A 20,505-nucleotide genomic window follows, 5' to 3' on the forward strand; every position below is an offset into this window, starting at 1 on the left:
TCATGTCTCTATGGAAGATGGAGTGGGCACGTAGTCTACGTCAACGAGAGAATTATGCTTTTCTCCTGACTTGGGTCCTCACGCTCGTCCTTCTCGGTGGACTTGGCCAAGCATTACCTGTAGCCGCAGAGTATACGAATGTCAGTGCAACGCTCATCACGGTGCTTGGTCTATTGCTTCCTTTATTGATTTTGCTGACGACAGCACTTCATTGGGGGCAGGAAGGGGAGTCGAAAAGACTGACCCTTCTTTCAACATTTACTTATCCGAAGTGGAAATTGATCTTCATCCGATTCAGCTCGTTTTTCGTTACACAAGTCCTGATTTTGTTATTAGCTTTCTTCATTGCCTCACTCGTGGTCGCACAGTCGTTTGCAACATGGATGATTCTGTTGTTTTATGCGATTGGATTGACGATGTATGCGACAGCGCTTGGGACCTTGCTCGGACTACTCGCGCGCAAACGGATTCGAGCAATACTACTGGCCTTTCTCATATGGGTTGTCTTCATTTTACTTTGGCCGACGATTCTTGTGACCATCATTTCTGAACTTCCTTATGGGATGCAAGTGAACGGGATGACAGTGGCACTATTTCTAAACGGATTTGACTTGATGCGAGTGTGGGCAAGTACGAGCGTGTCATCAACCGACGTGTTCGGGGATGTCTATCTCGATTTGTTGCATTGGATGAATCAACCGATCGGGCATGTCGTAGTCTGGTCTAGCTTGCTCATGACAAGTAGTTTCATGCTATGGCTAGCCTCGACAGCCATGTACGGAGGGAAGAAACATGATTAACTGTATGGACGTTGGGAAAAAATATGGCGATTCATGGTCACTCCATCCCGTTCGTGAAGAAATCGCCCCAGGTAAAATCGTTGCACTTACCGGAAGCAACGGTGCGGGGAAGTCGACACTTTTGAATCTAATGAACGGTACGATCAAACCGAGCACCGGAACCATACAGTTGAATGGTTACACGATGAAACAGCGGATGAAATACAATGATAGTTTTGGTTATATGCCAGATGACTTCTCATTTGATGAAGCATGGACCGTCGAAGAGACCTATGCCTACTATGCTCTTTTACAAGGAGCACGTCCGAATTCTGAAGTACTAAGACGAGTCGGTTTGTATGAACATAAACGGAAGCGCGTTGCCGAACTTTCAAAAGGGATGCGACAACGCCTCTTGTTATCTCAGGCTCTGGTGAGCAAACCCGACATCTTGTTGTTGGATGAGCCGACGAACGGACTCGATCCGCTGTGGATGCAGATGCTTCAAAACTTACTACGCGAAGAGGCGGAGCGAGGAGCAGTCATCGTATTTTCAACACATCAACTAGATGTCGCGGCAATGTTGTCAGATGAAGTCTGGATGATGAAGGCTGGTGCTATTTGTGGGAAGGTACATGTCCACGATGAACGAGCGGCATACGAACGCCTAAAAGAATTCTATTTGAATCGAGAGATGACACTTGTCAAATCGACGCGGCTCGCACAAAATAATAGACAGTTGAAGTGGTGTTCGGAACCTTCCGACGCCACTATTTTTTTGGGGAGATGGAATGAATGAGAAAAAACGTAACCGTTGCCCTCTTACTGGCAACTTTTTTAGCGGCGATTGAAGGGACGGTCGTGTCGGTTGCGACGCCTGTCATCGCCAGTGAGTTGAACGGGGCAACACTTGTCAGCTGGGTGTTTGCCGCCTTCTTACTTTTTACGGCGGTCTCAACACCGATTTACGGGAAAGTGGCAGACTTGTTCGGGCGTAAGCGCGTCTTGTTGTTTGGAATCGGATTGTTCACGGTGTCGTCCTTGTTATGTGGGTTAGCGACATCCATGGAACAACTCATCGTCTTTCGGGCGTTGCAAGGTCTAGGGGCTGGTGCCGTCCTCCCGATTTCGATGACGATTATTGGAGATTTGTATAAATATGAAGAGCGTGGAAAAATTCAAGGGATCTTAAGTGCCGTGTGGGGTGTATCAGGTGTGCTCGGTCCTGTCATCGGTGGATTTTTGGTCGAAACGTTGTCTTGGCGTTACGTATTCTTATTAAACGTGCCATTTGCGTTACTCTCGTTCATCATGATTATTCTTTTTTATAAAGAAACCGTCGCTGAAACGAGCGAGCGGATTGATTTGAAAGGTGCTCTCTTGTTCGCTGGGGGAACGACCGCGTTTTTATACGCTCTGATCACGTTCAGTGAAACGAATGAATGGACGACGACCATCGTCGGGAGCGGTGTACTAAGTCTCGCATTGTTAGGTGGATTTTTCTTGTCAGAACGAAGAGCAAAATCACCGTTATTGCCGTTTGATTTGCTCAAGCAACCGACGATTGCGGCCATTAACGGTTCTGTCTTTTTCGCGGCCTGGGTGCTCGTTTCCATGTCTGCCTACATCCCGATTTGGGCGCAAGCCGTATTAGGAAAGACAGCGACCGAGGCTGGATTCATGTTGATGCCGTTGTCTGTTGCATGGACATTCACTTCGATTATCGGGGGACGGACACTCGGTGTGGCCTCTCCAAGACGCCGCGCGTTAGTTGGGATGGGGCTACTCGTCATCGGAACGTTCACGTTGACACTCTTATCTCAATCAAGCTCAGATTTGTGGGTATATGGTGCGGTGGCACTGATTGGGGTAGGATTCGGATTGTCGCAACCGATGTTCATCGTCGTGTTGCAAACCGTCGTTTCCTATCATCAGCGGGGAACGGCAACCGCGACCAATTCCTTCTTAAGTACGGTCGGTCAAACACTCGGTGTCGCCGTGTTTGGAGCTGTCTTTAACTTTGTCGTGCTCAACGACTTTAAAGAAAGCATTGCGTTATCCCAAGTATCTTTAGAAGACTTCTTCAATCAAAGTATCACGAAAACGCTGGATGCTTCTGTCCGTCTGCAAGGTGAACAGATTATTGCGACCGGACTAAACAGTATCTTCATCGGGGCGATGATTGCAGCCGTGATTGCCTTCATCATCGCAACCCGTTTGCCAGCCCGCCCACCGGAACCTTCACAGCGCCCGTAAAACAAGGGTATGATGAGGAAAAGGGAGGCGAGCCAACATGAAACGTCAAATCGGGATTGTGACACTATTGTTTCTTATGGGATGTGCGCCAGAATCGACGAACGAAGGTACGGAATCACCACCTGCGGAAGAACCACCACGTGAGGAGACGACCACCACGCAGGAATCAAACACTGGTGAAGAGACGGAGCTAAACGTTGGAGATGTGACCGCCATCGCTGAAAATTTGGAGATTCCGTGGTCACTCGCTCGAACTTCGGACGGATGGCTCGTATCGGAACGTGGTGGCACTATCACGGTAATCGATGATTCGGGTCGCGCGACACAACAGGAAGTGACCTTGAACGAGGACGTGTTCGAAATTGGTGAGGGCGGGTTGCTTGGGATCGCGCTAAGCGAAGATTTTGAGTCGAGCGGAATCCTTTATGCGTACCACACGTATGGCTCGTCCGGAAGGAATATTCAGAATCGGGTAGTCGAATTGACGTGGGACGGGGAACGATTTGAAGAGACCGGGGTTCTGCTAGACCAAATTCCGGGGGCGCGCTTCCATAACGGGGGACGTCTGCTAATCGATGGAGCATACCTTTGGGTGACGACAGGTGATGCACTTGTGCCTGAACTCGCTCAAGACGAATCGTCTCTAGCAGGGAAGATTTTACGAATTCCATTGTCGGGTGACGGCGAACCGACCGACTGGATCTACTCATTGGGTCATCGGAATCCACAAGGACTGAGTCGGATTGACGACGTTCTCTATGCGAGCGAACATGGGGCGAGCGGACATGACGAGGTCAACGTGATTGAAGAAGGGAACAATTATGGATGGCCACTCATTGAGGCAAACGAGGAACGAGACGGTCTCGTCACGCCATGGTTTGAAGTCGGGGACACGTCTTGGGCGCCATCCGGGATTGCGACCGATGCGCAGTATGTCTATATGGCGACACTACGGAACGAACGACTTGTCGCCATCGACCGGGAAACGAAGCAAGTCACGACGATTGTCGAAGGCGTAGGGCGAATTCGTGACGTGTGGTTGGATGACGATACGTTATATTTTATTTCGAACAATACGGACGGACGTGGCAATCCACAATCGCAAGACGACAAACTCTATCAAATGACCATCCGCTAGAAACTGACACATCCGTCAGTTTCTATTTTTTTCGTTGTTTCTTCTGGAAGGAACGGTATAATTAAACATGTATTTTGGAAAAAGAAGGAGAAAATAGATGGAACATTCAAACTTGGTACATAAACGAGAAAAGTTATACTTCTCATTATTAGTCGCTGCAAGCGTACTCGTCTTGATTTTAGGAATCGCTCTGACAATCGTATCATTCGGACTTTTCTTATGGATTATCGGGACAATTGTAGCACTCTCGCTGTTTACGCACTGGATTCAAATCGGATATATTCGAACGAATGGTGTCAAGGTGACGCCTCGTCAGTTCACAGAGCTTCATGAGTTGGTTCAACGCGTGGGGACTGAGATGGGCATTCGATTGTTGCCGGATGTCTATATCTTACAAGCGGGCGGCCTGTTAAATGCTTTCGCCACACGATTCTTTCAAAAGAATATGGTCATCTTATATTCTGACGTCGTGGAATTGACACGGACTGGTCAGACAAAAGAAGTCGAGTTTGTCATCGCGCACGAATTGGCACATATTCGTCGCAACCATGTTCAAAAGCAATGGGTCGTCTTGCTTGGTAGTATCATCCCGTTTTTAGGGTCCGCTTATTCCCGTGCTTGTGAATATACGTGTGACCGGATGGCTGCGCATTACCTTCAAGATTTCGGAGCGGCGAAACGAGCGTTAACTGTCCTAGCCATCGGTGGACCACTTGCCAAAGAAGTGAATGAATTTGACTATCTGTATGAAGCGAGTCGGGAGAACGGATTCATTGCGAAGTTTAGTGAATTATTGTCAACACATCCAACGTTACCGAAACGCATCGCGGCGATTGCGACACATGCCGGGGAAGAAAATGTTCCGGTCTTTAAAACAGCAGAATATGTAAGAGCCTCTGTCATTTCAATGATTCTATTGACGGTCATCGGATACGGGGCGATCATCACTTATTTCGTCATGAATGATGATTTATCTGACATCATTGCATCGGCAATGAGCGAGGATTTCGAAGAGGATTGGGAAACGGAATTAGGTGAACCGATTCAAGAGCTGACGTACATGAATGCGAACTACGAAGATATTGAAGCGGAACTGGCAAACGGCGCAGATGTGAACATACAAGACGAATATGGGGAAACACCACTTCATAACTTGTTCTATAATGACGACATCGATCCTGAAACGGTACGCCTCTTACTTGATAACGGTGCGGACGTCACGATTGAAAATGAAGAAGGCATGACACCGATTGATTTAGCGCGAGACATGGGACAAGGTCCGGCAATCATTGAATTAATGAAATCATATGAGTAACAGATTGAATCTCGTTTCGAAAGGAACGGGATTTTTTTAGAATTCTTTGCAAACGTTTGCATAACGCGTGATATACTCGTGAGGTAGGGGGGATATCGGTGAATAGCATTCGGACAAAGTTAACGGGAATGATTGCATTGACCATCATCGTGCCGGTCATAATCGCGACAATCATTTCGTTTTGGTATGTACAAGACCGTGAACGTGAACGCGGACTCGAAATGACCGAATGGTCGCTCGAACGGGGAACGCGTCAGATGGAACGTTATATCTCTGACTTGAGTCGACTGCCGACAAGTCTATACGCTGATCGTGACGTATTGGACATATTGGAGTATGGACCGGGGTTGTCATTAAGAGAGACGGAGATTGAAGTAAGACGTGCGCTCCTCGCGATGTATTTGTCCCGGGAAGATGTAGCGCAAATTCAACTGTTGATGCTTGAAGATATGGACTCATTTGCTGCTTATAAAATGAAGGTGTCACCACGTTCGAAGCGAGAACCGAGTGCTGTCCAACAACAGTTGTTGAACAATCCGAAAAGTCGCGTCCTGCTTGAAGCGTCACATCCGCTCATCCCGTATCATGATTTTGGACCGATTGTGACACAAGAAGATGTCGTCACCCTTCATTTCAGACTCGATAAAATTGAAACGGATGAACCGTTAGCCATTCTATCACTCGATATCCCAGAAGATTTATTCATCGGACAGTTGGCTTCTCTTCAAAATAGTCCGGATGAAAGTCTATGGTTCGTCGGTGAGGACAATCGTGTGTTCGCCCATCTTGGGGATGGCGAGATTCCTTCTTCGATTCAACCGAGATCGCTTTCGACTGATGGGAAACACCATCAAATCACAAAAACATTTGAGTTTGATCATCAACAATTCTACGTTGGAAAGTCAATCCCAGATCAGCTCTTGACGGAACCAGCCTCACGAACATCGTTCATTATTTTATTAGTTGGAATCATCTCTCTCATATTGGCACTGATCGGCGCGACCTATGCCTCGATGAAACTGACGACTCCCATCAAGACATTGACTTCAAATATATGGCGAATCGAGCAAGGGGATATGACCGTGTCGTTCGATTCCCTCGGAAATGATGAGTTCGGTGTGCTCGGGAGACAGTTCAAGCGAATGATTGAACGGATTGATGATTTAATTCAACGGGAGTATAAACTGGCATTAGAAAATCGGACAAACGAACTTCGGGCGTTGCAGGCGCAAACGAATCCGCATTTCTTATTCAATGCGTTACAGTCGATTGGCACATTGGCATTGAAGGGAGACGGCAAGACGGTCTATCGATTGATCACACAACTCTCTTCGATGATGCGATATACGATGCATCCAGAAGAGTCGATGGTGACGCTGAAACGAGAGATTGAACATTTGAACTCATACATTCGGCTGCAAGACGTGCGTTTTCCGAATCAGTTTCAAGTGAGCGTCTCAGTCCCTGAAGACCTTCAAGAACGGATTGTTCCCAAAATGATTTTACAGCCGCTCGCAGAGAACTTTTTCAAACATGGGTTCGAGCGGGATGGATCAGCTTTAGCAAATCGATTTGATGTGAAGGTATGGAATGAGGGGGCAACACTCGTAATTCGTTGCGAGAATAGCGGTCGTTCTTTGACGACGGGAGAGTGGGAACGAGTCATGTCACGAATCGAACAAAATGATTCGACATTTTATGACACAGAGGGCACAGGATTACGAAACATTCGTGATCGACTCATGTTAAACTATAATCGGGAGGCAGAATTTATGTTGGCTACACCTGAAACAGGCGGTTTTCGAATCATGATGCGTTTCCCGGCAACGGATAAAGAGGTGGCATCATGACGAAAGTGTTGATTGTAGATGATGAATCTCCAGTAAGGGAAGCGGTAAAATTACTCGGCGAATGGGAACGGTTCGGTGTGAAGGCCGTACTCGAGGCAAAGAACGGACTTGAGGCGAAGGCGCTCATCGAGCAGGAACGACCGGCTTTAATTCTATCCGATATTCAAATGCCCCATTGTGATGGCATCGAGCTGATGGAGTGGGTACACGACCACGCTTCATATTCTAAGCTCGTTGTGTTGACAGGATACGATGAATATTCGTACATGCGGCGTGCCATTCAATACGGGAGCTTTGATTATTTGTTGAAGCCGATCGACCCGGATGTATTAAACGATACGTTGGCACGTGCGTTGGCGGACGTAGTACATGAATCGAGTGAAGATCCGATTGCCCAGATTGGAACTTATATTGAACAACACTTTGCGGAAGAACTGAGTTTGCAAGGAATGAGTGAACGGTTTTACTTAAGTCGGGAGTATATCTCACGACGATTTAAACAACAATATGGCGTGAATTTATCTGAGTACGTATTGACGATTCGGATGAACGAAGCAAAGCGCCTGTTAGAAACGAGTAGACAGCGTATCTATGAAGTCGCCCAAGCAGTCGGCTTTTCGGACGACAAATATTTCCGAAAAGTCTTTAAAAAACAAGTCGGTGTTACTCCGAACGAATTTCGGGAACAAGTTCAACGACAAGCTTAAAGGAGGAATTCAAACATGAGTGTACACATTGGAGCTCAAGAAGGACAAATTGCAGAAACGGTATTACTTCCAGGGGATCCGCTTCGCGCCAAATACATCGCGGAAACGTTTTTAGAAGACGTCGAATTATATAACGAAGTTCGTGGCATGTACGGCTTCACAGGAACATACAAAGGCAAACGGATCTCGGTTCAAGGTACAGGGATGGGTGTCCCATCGATGTCGATTTATGTGAACGAACTCATCATGTCGTACGGTGCTAAAAACTTGATTCGTGTCGGAACAGCGGGCGGCATTCAAGAAGACGTCAAAGTACGTGACGTCGTCATTGCGATGAGCGCATCAAGTGAAATGGGACAAAACCGTGTTCGTTTCAACGGAATGGACTATGCGCCAACAGCGACGTTCGACCTCCTACATCGTGCGTATATGAACGCAGAGAAAGCAGGGATTCCGGTCAAAGTCGGACAAATCTTCACGGCTGACCAATTCTATCAAGATGATTTCCATCACTTCAAGAAATGGGCGGACTTCGGTTGCCTCGCGATCGAGATGGAAGCAGCAGGTCTTTACACGCTTGCAGCAAAACACAAAGTGAATGCGTTGACGATCCTCACGATCTCTGACCACTTGTTGACTGGTGAAGAGACGACTTCAGAAGAGCGTCAGTCGACGTTTGATGAAATGATTCGTGTCGCTCTCGACACAGCCGTCGAAGTGACAAACTAAGCGACTTTCCCTATAGCCTCTGGCTGTAGGGATTTTTTGTGTCTAAACCCATTCATCCCTATGAAACGATTGGAGCTCCAGCTAGACTAAGAATAAGATCACGGGAAAGAGGAATAGTCCGATGAAAACGCCATCACGTTTTATATTATATACAATCGTATTTTTTGCCTTTTTTGATTTATTCGTCCAACTTCCAATCATGAGTACGTTTGCGGTATCCGTTGGGGCATCTTCGTTTCTCGCTGGCTTTTCCATTGCAATCTATTCGTTGACGAACACGTTTGGAAATGTGCTTTCCGGTATATGGACCGACAAAAGTGGCCCATATCGTGTGTTGATTCTCGGTTTATTTTTGACGAGCCTCAGTTTATTGGCCTATCAATTCGTCGAGTCGCCATTCATGTTACTGCTTGTCCGATGTGTCCACGGCTTTATGGCAGGACTCATCGTGCCGGCTGCCTTTACGCTGTCTGCGAACATCACCTCGATGAACCGTCAAGGAAAGAAAGTTGCCATCACCGGTAGCTTTGTCGGATTGGCGGCCATCATCGGTCCTGCGTTCAGTGGAATTGTCGCCAGTGTCACATCACCACCGACCGTTTTTTTATTCGTCTCTTTATTCGGTTGGGTGATTCTCGTCGTGACGATTGTGACGATGCGACGAAGTCAAACGGGCGAGACAATAAGAGAAAAAGAGAAGACACGGGAAAAGCCGGATCCGAAAGTGATTCGGGCCTATTGGGGTGCGTTCTTCCTCATGTTTTCCCAAGGGGCACTCGCCTTTTTATTACCGCTCCATGTACAGGAACTTGGATATGATTCAAGGTTGAGCGGGACGCTACTTAGTCTGTTCGGCGTGGTCGCCGTTTCATTCTTTTTATTACCGACGAATCGATTGTTCGATCGGTTCTCGCCGACCAAATTGACCGCGCTTGGGGTGGCAATCATTGGGGCAAGCCAGGTGTTCATTGGACAATCGAGTGTACAAATGAGCCTATATGGGGTACTTGCCTTATATGGTGTCGGGTTTGCCATTTTATTCCCGGCCATCAATACGTTGTTGATTCAAGCAACTTCTCCACAAAATCGAGGGAGGGCATACGGTGCGTTCTATGCCTTTTTCTCTCTTGGAACGGTAGTGGGGTCATCGTTCTTAAGTGTTCTTCCGCTCTCAATCGCCCAGCAATTCACACTGACCGGCTTGATTTTAGGGAGCGCGAGCCTCATCTTTCTTGTCAGTGCACGAAAGAAGGGACAGATGTTTTGACACGACCGAGGCAATCGATTACTCTATGATTAAACGTTTAAACATTTAAACGCTTTGTGTGCGTTAAATCGATGAAAGCGTTTTTTTTCGATTCGCTTTTCACACGATGTTACAATGAAATCAATGTGATGAATCATAAGGAGGAAATTTCATGCTGGCACCGATTGAACAGTTGACGATTGACGAACTAGTCCAGAAACAGCGCCGCTTCTTTAAAACCCAGGCGACAAAATCAATGGCATTTCGTTTGAGCATGCTGACGTTTTTAAAGGAGTCCATTAAGCATCACGAGGCGGATTTGTTAGAGGCCCTTCGCGAAGATTTGAACAAGTCCGAAATGGATGCATACACGACGGAAATCGGATTTATTTACGACGAGATTTCACGAACGACGCGTGAATTGAAAAGATGGATGCGTCCGAAGCGTGTCCGAGGAACGGCCATCCATCTTGGGATGAAGAGTGAGGTTCAGTACGAGCCATATGGTACGGTATTGATTATCGCTCCATGGAATTATCCATTCCAATTGGCTGTTGCGCCGCTCATCGGTGCGATTGCCGCAGGGAACACGGCCGTCGTCAAACCTTCAGAATTAACGCCGAATGTGGCGCGCGTCCTGACGCAAGTGTTAGAGCGTGCCTTCACTGACCGATATGTGGCGAGTGTCGAAGGAGATAAAGACACAGCGCAAGAGCTGTTGGACCAAAAATGGGATTATATTTTCTTCACGGGATCGACGCAAGTTGGCCGAATCGTCAACCAGGCGGCAGCGAAACACCTGACGCCAGTCACGCTCGAACTTGGTGGAAAATCACCTGTGATCGTTCACGGAGATGCGAACGTCTCCATTGCGGCAAAACGTATCGCGTGGGGAAAATGGATGAACGCCGGGCAAACGTGTGTCGCACCAGACTATGTGCTCGTTCATGAATCACAACAAGAAGCATTATTAGAAGCGATCAAACAAGAGGCGTTTGCGATGTTTGGGAACGGTGTCGGTACGAAACGATACACGCGCATCGTCAATGGATCACACTTCGACCGTTTGTCTCACTATTTGACAGAAGGTGATCTTGTGTTCGGTGGAGAGACGGATCGGGATGAACTGAAAATCGCACCGACCGTCATGACGAACCTCCATGAAGATGCTGACGTGATGAAAGATGAGATTTTCGGTCCGATTTTACCGGTCATTCCATATCGTCAACTAGATGAAGTGATCGAGTTCATCTCGGACCGACCTCACCCATTGGCGCTCTATCTCTTTACCGAGTCGAAGGATGTGGAAAGAACCGTCATGAAGCACCTTTCCTTTGGTGGCGGATGTGTGAATGATGTTATCATGCACTTGACCAACCCGAATCTACCGTTTGGTGGAGTGGGTGAGAGCGGAATGGGAGCCTATCATGGACGTACGAGTTTTGAGACGTTCAGTCATGCGAAGTCCATTTTGAAAAATACGACGAAATTTGATTTACCGGTCCGATATCCGAACTTCAAACCGGCCGAACAATTGATTCGTTTTATTCAACGATAAGGGAATAAAGAGATTCGGGTGCTATACCGAATCTTTTTATTTTGAAAAGATTGTTTGAAATGTCACATACTTTTCTGATACTCGCTGTCACACTCCTGTATAATAAAGTCATAAATGGAACGGACGAATGAAACATGGAGGGAGCACCGAGCTATGTCAATGCAATGTGGAACGACCCAACCGAACAGTTTTGTATTCTCAGATGAAACGAAGCAATTGTTACTCGAAATGATGACGATCCAACATCATCCGAAAGCGAGTATCGTATGTTGGGAAGGCGAGAAGTGTGAAAAGTTCTTTTACTTAAAGAGTGGTTCTGTCAAATTCACAAAAATCACGAAAAAGGGAAATCCGCTTGTCATGTTCATGTATGGGGCAGATGATTTCTTTGGTGAATTCGATATTGTGGAGACTTTCCCTAGTTCATATAGCATCGAGACGACCGAAGAGAGTACAATCGGGACGATTTCAAAACGTGAATTGGAATCGCTCATGCAACGTGATATTCGATTTGCTGGAGAAATCTTACGATGGACCTCGATGATGCGTAAACATTCCGAGATGAAAGTACGTGACTTATTGCTATACGGTAAACCAGGGGCGTTAGCCTCGACGTTGCTTCGGATGGCTGCGATGCAAGGTGTGGAGGAAGAAGGTACAATCGTGATTCCTCGTCATCCTTCCGATGGTGAGCTCGGACAATTGATCGGAGCCCCGCGAGAGACGGTGAACCGCTTGATTAGTCAGTGGCGAAAGGATGGGGTCATCAGCACGACCGGTAAATCGATCGTCATCCACGATGTCGATTTTTTAAAGGAACTATGCCATTGCGAGGGTTGTCCAGCAGGAATATGTCGTTTGTAAACCGCCTCTACATCAGGCGGTTTTTTTGTGGACTGTTTTGAATAAATGTGAACTTTATGTGTTGAAACTACGCAAAATTGATGTGATTGTCACTTTTGAAGTGATAAATATCACATATTAACGCCTTGGCGATTGCATACAATAAAGGTGGAAAAACAACCGAAAGGGGTCTTACACGTGGAACATAAAGATGGGCAAGAGCCGAACTTAAAGGGAACGTTTACATCGGTCATGATCGTGGCGGGTGTCATCATCGCCATGTGGTCATCAGTCTTTTACTTATTCGTCACACGATAAACATGTAGGGAGGAGGTCTCGTCGTGCATATTCATAAACTAGAAAAATATTGGCTAACATTTGGTATCATTCTTCTCGCAGTCTTCTTGACTGTTCTTGGGGTATCCGCATTCGCGGCAGGCAATCAACCCGCATCGGATGCGGATTTGATTGACCCGGCAAAAGTAAATCAGACAGCTCCATTTGACAAACCAGGACTTCATCAAATTGGTGAAAATGAATACGAACTGGTCATGATCGCACAAGCGTTTACGTTCACACCAGGAAATGTTGAAATTCCAAAAGGGGCAAAAGTGACATTCCTCGTCACGTCACCTGACGTCGTTCATGGATTTCAGTTGACGGGTACACCGGTCAACATGATGGTCGTCCCTGGACATATCAACTCATTGACGTATACGTTCGAAGATGCGGGTGAGTTCTTAATTCTTTGTAACGAATATTGCGGATCAGGACATCACATGATGTCGACTAAAATCAAGGTGGTGGAGTAAATGAATGACGTATCATCTAAACTAAAGCAATGGGAGATGGAACGTGGGGTCCCGGTTCCGAGCATCGGAGCGAAGGAAGCACGCCTAGCTTATGGTCACGTTTTTGTATCGGTACTCGCCATCTTGATTGGGGCGCTAGCCGGATTGACTCAAACGTTGATTCGGACGGGTGTCATTCCTGAAATCTTTGGATATTATCAATTGCTAACGGCTCACGGTATTATGCTCGGGATTGTTTTCACGACCATGTTCATCATCGGTCTCTTATATGCACTCCTTGCGAAATCGTTCGGACGCTTTGAATCATTCCCGACACGCGTCGCGTGGCTCGGTTTTTGGACGATGATCATCGGTGCTGTCATGGTAACCGTCATGATTTTGGCCAATAAAGGGACGGTCTTATATACATTTTATGCACCGCTTATGGCAGACCCGCTCTTCTATGTCGGGCTCGTCTTATTCGTAGTCGGGACATGGATGGCATCGTTTGCGATGTTCCGCATGTATGCGGACTACAAACGTGACAATCCTGGGATTCATCCACCACTCCCTGCATATATGAGTATTATGACGATGCTTCTTTGGGACATTGCTACACTCGGTGTCGCAGCAACGATTCTTTTCCAACTCCTTCCGCTCTCGTTAGGATGGACAGATACAGTCGGAATCGAGTTGTCTCGTACATTGTTCTGGTACTTCGGACACCCACTCGTTTATTTCTGGCTCATGCCGGCATATATTGTATGGTATACGGTCGTGCCGAAAGTCATCGGTGGAAAAATCTTCTCGGATGCGTTGGCACGGATGGCGTTCCTGTTGTTCTTGCTCTTCTCGTTCCCGGTCGGTTTCCACCATCAGTTGACAGAACCAGGGATCGAACCGTTTTGGAAGTTCGTTCAAGTCATCTTGACGTTCTTGGTCGTTATCCCATCGTTTATGACAGCATTCTCGCTCTTTGCGACGTTTGAACTTCGTGGACGCGCGCTCGGCGCGAAAGGGTTGTTCGGTTGGGTGAAGAAAATGCCGTATGGCGACGTTCGTTTCCTCGCACCATTCATCGGGATGTTATTCTTCATCCCAGCTGGTGCAGGTGGGATCATCAACGCTTCGCACCAATTGAATGCGATGGTCCACAATACACTTTGGGTCACGGGTCACTTCCATATCACAGTCGGAACTGCCGTTGCCTTAACCTTCTTCGGAACGGCATACTGGCTTGTCCCAGTCCTTCGTGGTCGTACGTTGACGAAGGCGATGAACAAATTTGGATTGATTCAAGCAGGGACGTGGGCAGTCGGTATGAGCATCATGTCGTATGCGATGCATATTTCAGGATTAAACGGGAACCCACGTCGTACGGGTCCGGCAACTTATTTCTCGGATGCGTTGACGCGTGAGTGGATCCCATATCACGTCATGATGGCAATCGGGGGAACGATTTTGTTCATCTCTGTTCTCATCTTCGTCTACTCGATGTTCAACTTGTCATTCCTCGCTCCTAAAGGAGAAGAAGAATTCCCGCTCGCTGAGACAGAAGAGGCGGCGATGGATACACCTCGTTATTTCGAGAACTGGAAACTATGGATCACGGTGACATTCGTCTTGATCGCCTTTGCATACACGGTTCCAATCTGGCACTTGATTGAGAGTGCACCTCCTGGAGCACGAGGTTGGGTACTCTGGTAAACTAAAGTCAGCTCATTCGTGAGCTGACTTCTTTTGTGTGAGGAGGAACGACATGAACGTATCGGACGTCATTCGTGCAGCGCATTCGATGCACTCAGGGAATCGACCGTTTGTCGTAGCGATTGATGGATTGAGTGGAGCGGGCAAGACGACACTCGTCTCGCATTTGAGCAATGAACCGAATGTTTACGTTCTTCACATCGATGACTATATCGTCGAACGTGACAGACGCTATCAGACCGGAAAGCCTGAACCGACCGAGTATTACGCACTTCAATGGGACGTGTCGCGCTTAGAACGTGAACTGTTTCGTCCATTGAGGAATGGGAAGACGGAATTGACGTTACCTCGTTACGTGTATGAACGAGATGTCATCGCAGAGGAGGTCGTGGACGTATCATCTGCGCATACAGTCGTCGTCGAAGGAATTTTTCTACAACGACCGGAATGGCGACCTTATTATGATTATGTGATTTATCTCGATTGTCCCCGAAAAGTTCGGTACGAGCGGGTATTAAACCGGGATACATACCTCGGTGATCCGATAGCACGGCTTGAGAAATACAAGCGCAGGTACTGGCCAGGGGAAGAATTCTATCTACAACATGTCGACCCGAAAAGAGGAGCAGACATCGTGCTCTGACTGAACGTTTCAACATCTGACGTACGTGTCAGATGTTTTTTGTTTGGAGAAAATTTGAAAAAAATGATTGACGTCAAAGTGTATTACGCTAATAATACAGTTAGAAAGTGTATTAACCATGTCATACACTTAGAAAGGTGATGAACATGCAATTCAATACGAGGGCACCGGTTTACCTGCAAGTCGTCGACTACTTCAAGAAGAAGATGGCGCTCGGTGAACTGAGAGCCGGGGATGAGATGCCATCCCGACGAGAACTAGCAAACGATTTAAAAATTAATCCGAACACCGTTCAAAAAGCGTTCAAGGAAATGGAGGACCAACAATTGATTACGACCGAACGAAATCGACCGAGTCGCGTGACGACAGATGACGTCATCCTCAAACACATTCGCTCTGAGATTGTAGATGATGCGGTCGCGGTATTTGTGGAAGCGATTCAAGAACTCGACGTCTCGGTGGACGAGCTGGTCGAGAAAATCAAACGACAGTACAAGGAGGGGATGTACGATGATCGAAGTGTTGGGAGTTAAGAAACGCTATCGCCGGAAACAAGTCATTGAAGACGTTTCGTTCACAGCAAACAAAGGGGAGATCACGTGCCTCATCGGACTAAACGGAACGGGGAAATCGACGTTATTGAAAGGCATCATGGGATTGACACCTTTCGATAAAGGTTCGGTATTGATTGATGGAAAACCAATTGATTTGAATCGTGTCGCCTTTGTCGCCGACCATGCGATGTTCCCAATTCATTTCACGATTGAACAATGTGAGGCGTTTATGAAAGATTTTTATCCGACATTTGATTCGGCATTATTTGCTCGTCTCGTCGAAGATTTTAAATTGTTCCCGGAGGACAAGTTGAGCGAGTTATCGAAAGGGACGCTCGCCAAAGCGAACCTTGCGCTCGGGATTGCCCAAGATCCGGATTATCTATTGCTCGATGAGCCGTTCTCAGGAATCGATGTCTTTTCGAAAGAACAGATTGTTGAACTGTTCTCTAGTGAAATCATGGAGAACCGGGGCGTCCTCATCACGACACATGAAATTGAGGATATCGAGTACTTGATCGACAAGGCGGTCATGTTGAATAACGGACGCATTGTTCGTGAGTTTGATGTCGAGGATGTCCGTTTCATTCACGGGAAATCCATCGTCGATGTGATGAGAGAGGAGTACGGGGCATGAATTTATTGAAACTATTGAGTTGGGAAGTCGAGCGTGTCACGAAACCGTTCTTAATATTCGTCGCAGGTCTCCTCGTCGTCCAGTTTGGATGGCTCGGTTACTTTTTATGGAATGAGACGGATAAGTATGAACAGTTGCGACGAGAGGGAGCAGCTGACTACAAATTAATGTTTGTCAGTTACTTAAACGGGACTCCATATCTTTTATCCCTCGGGATTGCCGTCGCTACCGTGTTACTATACAGCATATGGATTTGGTATCGCGATTTTCAAGGACGAGGGACGTTCATGCTACGACTTCTGACGATGCCACAAAAACGGATGACAATCTTTTCCGCCAAACTTGCTACGATTTTGATGATGACTTTAGGATTGTTCGCCGTCGAATGGATTGCCCTCAAGTTACAATACATAGCATTTATAAGTTGGTTCGAGGACAAGATGATTCCGACTCAAGGATCATTTGAACAAGCACTATCGTACCAACCAATGCTATCTATGATGTATCCTTCTTCGCTCATCAACTTTGTCATTCATCAATTGATGATCACGATTGTTGTGCTCTTCATCTTCACATTCGTATTGATTGAACGAAGTTTCTGGCAACGGACGATGTGGTCACCGGTACTTAGCTTGTCGATCCTAGTTGTCATCTTTACTATTCCCATTTTAGGCTACGCGTTCTTGTCGAATCGACTAATTTATGACGAGACGATCGTGTATGTCGGTGTGGTGTTGATGGTATGGGTGAGTGTGACGATTTGGCTAGGCAGACACTTTTTACAGACGAAATTGAATGTGTGAGGTGAAAAGATGAAACGAATGTGGAATGTGGCCGCGCTCGGTGCGGTCATCGTGATTGGACTTGGGACGTTTGCTGTAGATGCGACAGAACCGAAAGCAGAATGGGCGTTAGACATCAGTTCGAATCCATCTGTGTGGGAAGATGCAGTGGTAGAGGTCAGTTATAGCACAGAGAACGATATTGAACAGCGGTTTGAAGTGACGACTGAAAAGAGTCACATCACGTCAAATTTGAACTATATAGCTGAGGGAATGCGGTATCGTGAACGTTTGAATGGAGATGCGCGTTCCATCCATAGAATCATGAATGGATGGACGTATGCCCAATCGATTCGAACGGAAGACGGATATATTGGGGTTGGTCAGGATGGGATGAAAGAGCTCATCGTGTTTACACAAGAAGATGGAGAAAAGTTATCGACATTTTCATTCGATGCCAATGATTCAAAAATATACGACATCGTGAACGGGGTGTGGGCAGGCGCATTTCTAAATGATGGCCAGTTAAACTTAATCTATCGAGATGGATATGACGAAAACGTAAAAACAATGATTGCCACGTTCAATGAAGTGATGAATGAGGTGACGGTCAAAGAGTTGAGTATGGACAAAGGATTTATCACCCATGTCATCAATACGAATCGACTTTACAATACCGATGTATCCTCTCAAATGACAGAAACACGATACATCCCAGTCGGCGTCAGCTCGTACGAAGTGATCCGAGAAGGGGAAGAAGAAATCAATGTTGAGAATCCGAATCCAGGACTCTTCGCTTACGACACAAAAACGGGTAAAGTTGTTCAATTAGCAGAAGACCAAGGCTTTTGGGATTATACAGTGTCGAACCACAATCTTTTCGCATTAAATGAGGACGGCGAGGAAGTCGTCATTGATTTGAACACTGGGAAGCAGATGACTCGTAAAGTTCTCGATTCGGTGGATGATGCCTTCTATGCGAATGGTCGCCTGTACCAAACGCGCCAGGCGAAAGACGGTGTCGTCATCGATGTGTACGAGGATGGGAAACAAATCTCAAGTGCGGCGATCACGCCGGAAAATGAAGACGCACGTGATATGCTCAAAGAAATTAACGTATATGTCAGATAAAAAATAAGCAAAGGGCCGCGGCCCTTTGCTTATTTTGGTGGTTTCGGTATGATGACGCCATCTTCTAAATCCAGCAACAAGTCGATCAGTTCCGCGCAGAACTCTGGGAACTGCTCCAAAAAGGCACCGGGACCGACTTCATCTGTAAAGTCGATATATAAATCGGCAACATTCCCAGACATCTTCGCAGGTAAGGCGAGAAACGCCGAACCGAAACGCCAACTGCCTCGGATATCGAGTAACTTCCCGAGAACGAGGTCGCCGGTCTCACGTTCTTCTGGTAACTGAACAGCGTATGTCTCTTTGGACTCCCAGTCTTTCAACTGACCGTCTTCTGTGACTTCAAAAATGCTACAACGCGGGACAGCTAGTCCACGGAGTGCGTGATAAAGGGCAGGGGACATGTCGTTCTTATGGTCGGCCAAATAGCGACCATGTGGCGTCATTCCATCCTCATCCGTTTCAAAGAAGACGGCCCAATCGATAAAGAGGTCGCGGAAGAGTTCGGCATCTTTTAAATGCCATGTCCCTTCCGAGGCAATCTCTTGAATATAGTTCGTCCACTGTGTGCTTCGCGCTAGAGCCGCTTGCTCATACAACTTTTTCAGTTCGGCAAGCAATTCGGACTCTTCGACGAGCAAAGGGAAGGGAATTACTTTCCGGTCTTTTTTCATCGGCGCGGTCCTCGCTTGTTCGCAGGGCGTTTGACGACAGGAGGCTTCTCCTCAATCCGTTTCTCAATCACGTCACCGCGATAGATTTCGAGCTCTTTCAACTCGACACCGAGTTGACGCGCGAATGATTTTAAGTGTGGCAAATCGTCCGTCGTCACGAGAGAAAGGACGGTTCCGCCTGCATTCCCACGAGCGGTACGGCCAGAACGGTGGATGAAGTCATCGATTGATTCCGGTAAGTCGAAATGGACGACGTGCGTCACGTCTTCAATATCGAGACCGCGTGCAGCAAGTCCTGTCGTGATGAGGAGCGGATATTCGCCTTTTCGGAATTCGCGGAGCGTCTCGACGCGTTCACGTTTTCCTTTTAAGCTGTCGAGCATCCGATAGTCCACTTTCAACTTTTCTAGTTCTCCACGAAGTGGAGGCAAGAATGAGCGGTTATTGATGAAGGCGAGTGCCTTTACGCCATCGACGTGCGAAAGGCGACGAAGAAGTTCCGGTTTATAACGGCGCGTCGTCAACAAGTAACCGTATGTCACTTGATCGCTGACAGCACGTTCGATTTTGATATGAGCCGGTTCATTCATGAACGGTGCCGACCACTCTTTAAGTGAATCGGTAAGTGTTGCCGAGACGAGTGCAAGTTGACGTTCGTGCGCAGTATGCTTGATGATCCGTTCTGCGGCCTCTGTCAAACCGCTGTCGATGATTTGATCGGCTTCATCTAAGATGACGGTATGCGTTTCGTGAAGCTTCAGCTTTTTCTTGTCGATCAACTCGACGAGACGACCCGGTGTCCCAACGATCAACTGAGGTTTTTTCTTGATTCGGTCGATTTGGCGTTTCAATTCGACGCCGCCGATGAACGAGCCGATGCGGACATCTCCCTTTTCGGTGAAACGTTGTGCGACTTGTTGAATCTGCATAACAAGTTCACGAGTCGGAGCGACGATGACGACTTGGATACGGTCGTTCGATGGATCGATCTTTTCAATGGCTGGGAGCAGGTAGGCGAGTGTCTTACCCGTTCCGGTTGGTGCCTCGATTGTCACGTCTTTTCCATCTAATAGTAGGGGAAACGCTTCTTTTTGGACCGGCATCGGCTCACTGAAGCCCATCCGTTCCCACGTTTCGTTAATAAAAGGTTTTGTAAAATTCATAT

Annotated in this window: 21 protein-coding genes; 19 read left to right on the forward strand and 2 right to left on the reverse strand. The window is 47.1% G+C overall.

Translation table 11 applies throughout. The annotated features are described in order from the left end of the window. The first annotated feature begins 2 nt into the window (after positions 1–2). From KNO66_RS12640 to KNO66_RS12730, 19 genes are all read left to right on the forward strand, one after another. Positions 3–800, forward strand: a complete 798-nt coding sequence (locus tag KNO66_RS12640) for an ABC transporter permease subunit (RefSeq protein ID WP_214742811.1) — start codon at positions 3–5, stop codon at positions 798–800. Further along, entirely contained in the window at positions 793–1,578 is a 786-nt protein-coding gene (locus KNO66_RS12645; protein WP_251128147.1) for an ABC transporter ATP-binding protein, read from the forward strand. The genes KNO66_RS12640 and KNO66_RS12645 overlap by 8 nt, the downstream gene beginning before the upstream one ends. Then, positions 1,575–3,035, forward strand: coding sequence for an MDR family MFS transporter (locus KNO66_RS12650; protein ID WP_214742812.1), 1,461 nt, complete (start codon positions 1,575–1,577; stop codon positions 3,033–3,035). The genes KNO66_RS12645 and KNO66_RS12650 overlap by 4 nt, the downstream gene beginning before the upstream one ends. Positions 3,036–3,072: 37 nt before the next feature. Then, positions 3,073–4,173 (forward strand): PQQ-dependent sugar dehydrogenase, encoded by a 1,101-nt coding sequence (locus tag KNO66_RS12655; protein WP_214742813.1) that lies wholly within the window; start codon positions 3,073–3,075, stop codon positions 4,171–4,173. A gap of 97 nt (positions 4,174–4,270) precedes the next feature. After that, on the forward strand, positions 4,271–5,488 hold the full coding sequence (locus tag KNO66_RS12660; RefSeq protein WP_214742814.1) for a M48 family metallopeptidase: 1,218 nt from the start codon (positions 4,271–4,273) through the stop codon (positions 5,486–5,488). A 98-nt stretch (positions 5,489–5,586) separates the two neighbouring features. Continuing rightward, the gene (locus KNO66_RS12665) at positions 5,587–7,338 is read left to right on the forward strand and encodes a sensor histidine kinase (protein WP_214742815.1); all 1,752 of its coding nucleotides are present in this window, start codon (positions 5,587–5,589) and stop codon (positions 7,336–7,338) included. Continuing rightward, entirely contained in the window at positions 7,335–8,045 is a 711-nt protein-coding gene (locus tag KNO66_RS12670) for a response regulator transcription factor (RefSeq protein ID WP_214742816.1), read from the forward strand. The genes KNO66_RS12665 and KNO66_RS12670 overlap by 4 nt, the downstream gene beginning before the upstream one ends. Positions 8,046–8,060: 15 nt before the next feature. Then, positions 8,061–8,774 (forward strand): purine-nucleoside phosphorylase, encoded by a 714-nt coding sequence (deoD, locus tag KNO66_RS12675; RefSeq protein WP_015880817.1) that lies wholly within the window; start codon positions 8,061–8,063, stop codon positions 8,772–8,774. Between the two features lie 121 nt (positions 8,775–8,895). Beyond that, the gene (locus KNO66_RS12680; protein ID WP_214742817.1) at positions 8,896–10,041 is read left to right on the forward strand and encodes an MFS transporter; all 1,146 of its coding nucleotides are present in this window, start codon (positions 8,896–8,898) and stop codon (positions 10,039–10,041) included. Between the two features lie 151 nt (positions 10,042–10,192). Beyond that, entirely contained in the window at positions 10,193–11,578 is a 1,386-nt protein-coding gene (locus tag KNO66_RS12685) for an aldehyde dehydrogenase (RefSeq protein WP_214742818.1), read from the forward strand. Between the two features lie 153 nt (positions 11,579–11,731). After that, on the forward strand, positions 11,732–12,442 hold the full coding sequence (locus KNO66_RS12690; RefSeq protein ID WP_214742819.1) for a Crp/Fnr family transcriptional regulator: 711 nt from the start codon (positions 11,732–11,734) through the stop codon (positions 12,440–12,442). 177 nt (positions 12,443–12,619) lie between these two features. Further along, positions 12,620–12,739, forward strand: coding sequence for a cytochrome c oxidase subunit 2A (locus tag KNO66_RS12695; RefSeq protein WP_224863290.1), 120 nt, complete (start codon positions 12,620–12,622; stop codon positions 12,737–12,739). A gap of 23 nt (positions 12,740–12,762) precedes the next feature. Beyond that, positions 12,763–13,233, forward strand: coding sequence for a cytochrome c oxidase subunit II (locus KNO66_RS12700; protein WP_214742820.1), 471 nt, complete (start codon positions 12,763–12,765; stop codon positions 13,231–13,233). Next, positions 13,234–14,919: a b(o/a)3-type cytochrome-c oxidase subunit 1 gene (locus KNO66_RS12705; protein WP_214742821.1), complete on the forward strand. Its 1,686-nt coding sequence runs from the start codon at positions 13,234–13,236 to the stop codon at positions 14,917–14,919. A gap of 52 nt (positions 14,920–14,971) precedes the next feature. Continuing rightward, positions 14,972–15,562 carry a kinase gene (locus KNO66_RS12710; RefSeq protein ID WP_214742822.1) on the forward strand — a complete coding sequence of 197 codons (591 nt, stop codon included), beginning with the start codon at positions 14,972–14,974 and terminating at the stop codon, positions 15,560–15,562. Between the two features lie 140 nt (positions 15,563–15,702). Beyond that, entirely contained in the window at positions 15,703–16,095 is a 393-nt protein-coding gene (locus tag KNO66_RS12715; protein WP_211781661.1) for a GntR family transcriptional regulator, read from the forward strand. Beyond that, the gene (locus KNO66_RS12720) at positions 16,073–16,753 is read left to right on the forward strand and encodes an ATP-binding cassette domain-containing protein (RefSeq protein ID WP_015880825.1); all 681 of its coding nucleotides are present in this window, start codon (positions 16,073–16,075) and stop codon (positions 16,751–16,753) included. Before KNO66_RS12715 ends, KNO66_RS12720 begins: the two co-directional genes overlap by 23 nt. Continuing rightward, entirely contained in the window at positions 16,750–17,556 is an 807-nt protein-coding gene (locus tag KNO66_RS12725) for a hypothetical protein (RefSeq protein WP_214742823.1), read from the forward strand. Before KNO66_RS12720 ends, KNO66_RS12725 begins: the two co-directional genes overlap by 4 nt. A 9-nt stretch (positions 17,557–17,565) precedes the next feature. Continuing rightward, complete coding sequence (locus tag KNO66_RS12730; RefSeq protein WP_214742824.1) at positions 17,566–18,666, forward strand: hypothetical protein; 1,101 nt, start codon at positions 17,566–17,568, stop codon at positions 18,664–18,666. A 29-nt stretch (positions 18,667–18,695) separates the two neighbouring features. On the opposite strand, the gene KNO66_RS12735 is transcribed toward KNO66_RS12730, so the two are convergent. Both KNO66_RS12735 and KNO66_RS12740 read right to left on the reverse strand, forming a co-directional pair. Next, positions 18,696–19,340: a hypothetical protein gene (locus KNO66_RS12735; protein ID WP_214742825.1), complete on the reverse strand. Its 645-nt coding sequence runs from the start codon at positions 19,338–19,340 to the stop codon at positions 18,696–18,698. Beyond that, a complete protein-coding gene (locus KNO66_RS12740) occupies positions 19,337–20,503 on the reverse strand; it encodes a DEAD/DEAH box helicase (RefSeq protein WP_214742826.1) in 1,167 nt (388 codons plus the stop codon). Before KNO66_RS12740 ends, KNO66_RS12735 begins: the two co-directional genes overlap by 4 nt. Positions 20,504–20,505: the final 2 nt, after the last annotated feature.

The sequence above is a fragment of the Exiguobacterium sp. s48 genome (assembly GCF_018617395.1).
GTDB lineage: Bacteria > Bacillota > Bacilli > Exiguobacteriales > Exiguobacteriaceae > Exiguobacterium.

Bases quoted from the DNA above. Each gene is read 5' to 3' on its own strand.
- KNO66_RS12650 (WP_214742812.1), top strand. From the start codon at position 1,575: ATGAGAAAAAACGTAACCGTTGCCCTCTTACTGGCAACTTTTTTAGCG.
- KNO66_RS12670 (WP_214742816.1), top strand. From the start codon at position 7,335: ATGACGAAAGTGTTGATTGTAGATGATGAATCTCCAGTAAGGGAAGCG.
- KNO66_RS12690 (WP_214742819.1), top strand. From the start codon at position 11,732: ATGTCAATGCAATGTGGAACGACCCAACCGAACAGTTTTGTATTCTCA.
- KNO66_RS12725 (WP_214742823.1), top strand. From the start codon at position 16,750: ATGAATTTATTGAAACTATTGAGTTGGGAAGTCGAGCGTGTCACGAAA.
- KNO66_RS12645 (WP_251128147.1), top strand. From the start codon at position 793: ATGATTAACTGTATGGACGTTGGGAAAAAATATGGCGATTCATGGTCA.
- KNO66_RS12660 (WP_214742814.1), top strand. From the start codon at position 4,271: ATGGAACATTCAAACTTGGTACATAAACGAGAAAAGTTATACTTCTCA.
- KNO66_RS12710 (WP_214742822.1), top strand. From the start codon at position 14,972: ATGAACGTATCGGACGTCATTCGTGCAGCGCATTCGATGCACTCAGGG.
- KNO66_RS12655 (WP_214742813.1), top strand. From the start codon at position 3,073: ATGAAACGTCAAATCGGGATTGTGACACTATTGTTTCTTATGGGATGT.
- KNO66_RS12715 (WP_211781661.1), top strand. From the start codon at position 15,703: ATGAACATGCAATTCAATACGAGGGCACCGGTTTACCTGCAAGTCGTC.
- KNO66_RS12740 (WP_214742826.1), bottom strand. From the start codon at position 20,503: ATGAATTTTACAAAACCTTTTATTAACGAAACGTGGGAACGGATGGGC.
- KNO66_RS12680 (WP_214742817.1), top strand. From the start codon at position 8,896: ATGAAAACGCCATCACGTTTTATATTATATACAATCGTATTTTTTGCC.
- KNO66_RS12730 (WP_214742824.1), top strand. From the start codon at position 17,566: ATGAAACGAATGTGGAATGTGGCCGCGCTCGGTGCGGTCATCGTGATT.
- KNO66_RS12640 (WP_214742811.1), top strand. From the start codon at position 3: ATGTCTCTATGGAAGATGGAGTGGGCACGTAGTCTACGTCAACGAGAG.
- KNO66_RS12735 (WP_214742825.1), bottom strand. From the start codon at position 19,340: ATGAAAAAAGACCGGAAAGTAATTCCCTTCCCTTTGCTCGTCGAAGAG.
- KNO66_RS12685 (WP_214742818.1), top strand. From the start codon at position 10,193: ATGCTGGCACCGATTGAACAGTTGACGATTGACGAACTAGTCCAGAAA.
- KNO66_RS12720 (WP_015880825.1), top strand. From the start codon at position 16,073: ATGATCGAAGTGTTGGGAGTTAAGAAACGCTATCGCCGGAAACAAGTC.
- KNO66_RS12705 (WP_214742821.1), top strand. From the start codon at position 13,234: ATGAATGACGTATCATCTAAACTAAAGCAATGGGAGATGGAACGTGGG.
- deoD (WP_015880817.1), top strand. From the start codon at position 8,061: ATGAGTGTACACATTGGAGCTCAAGAAGGACAAATTGCAGAAACGGTA.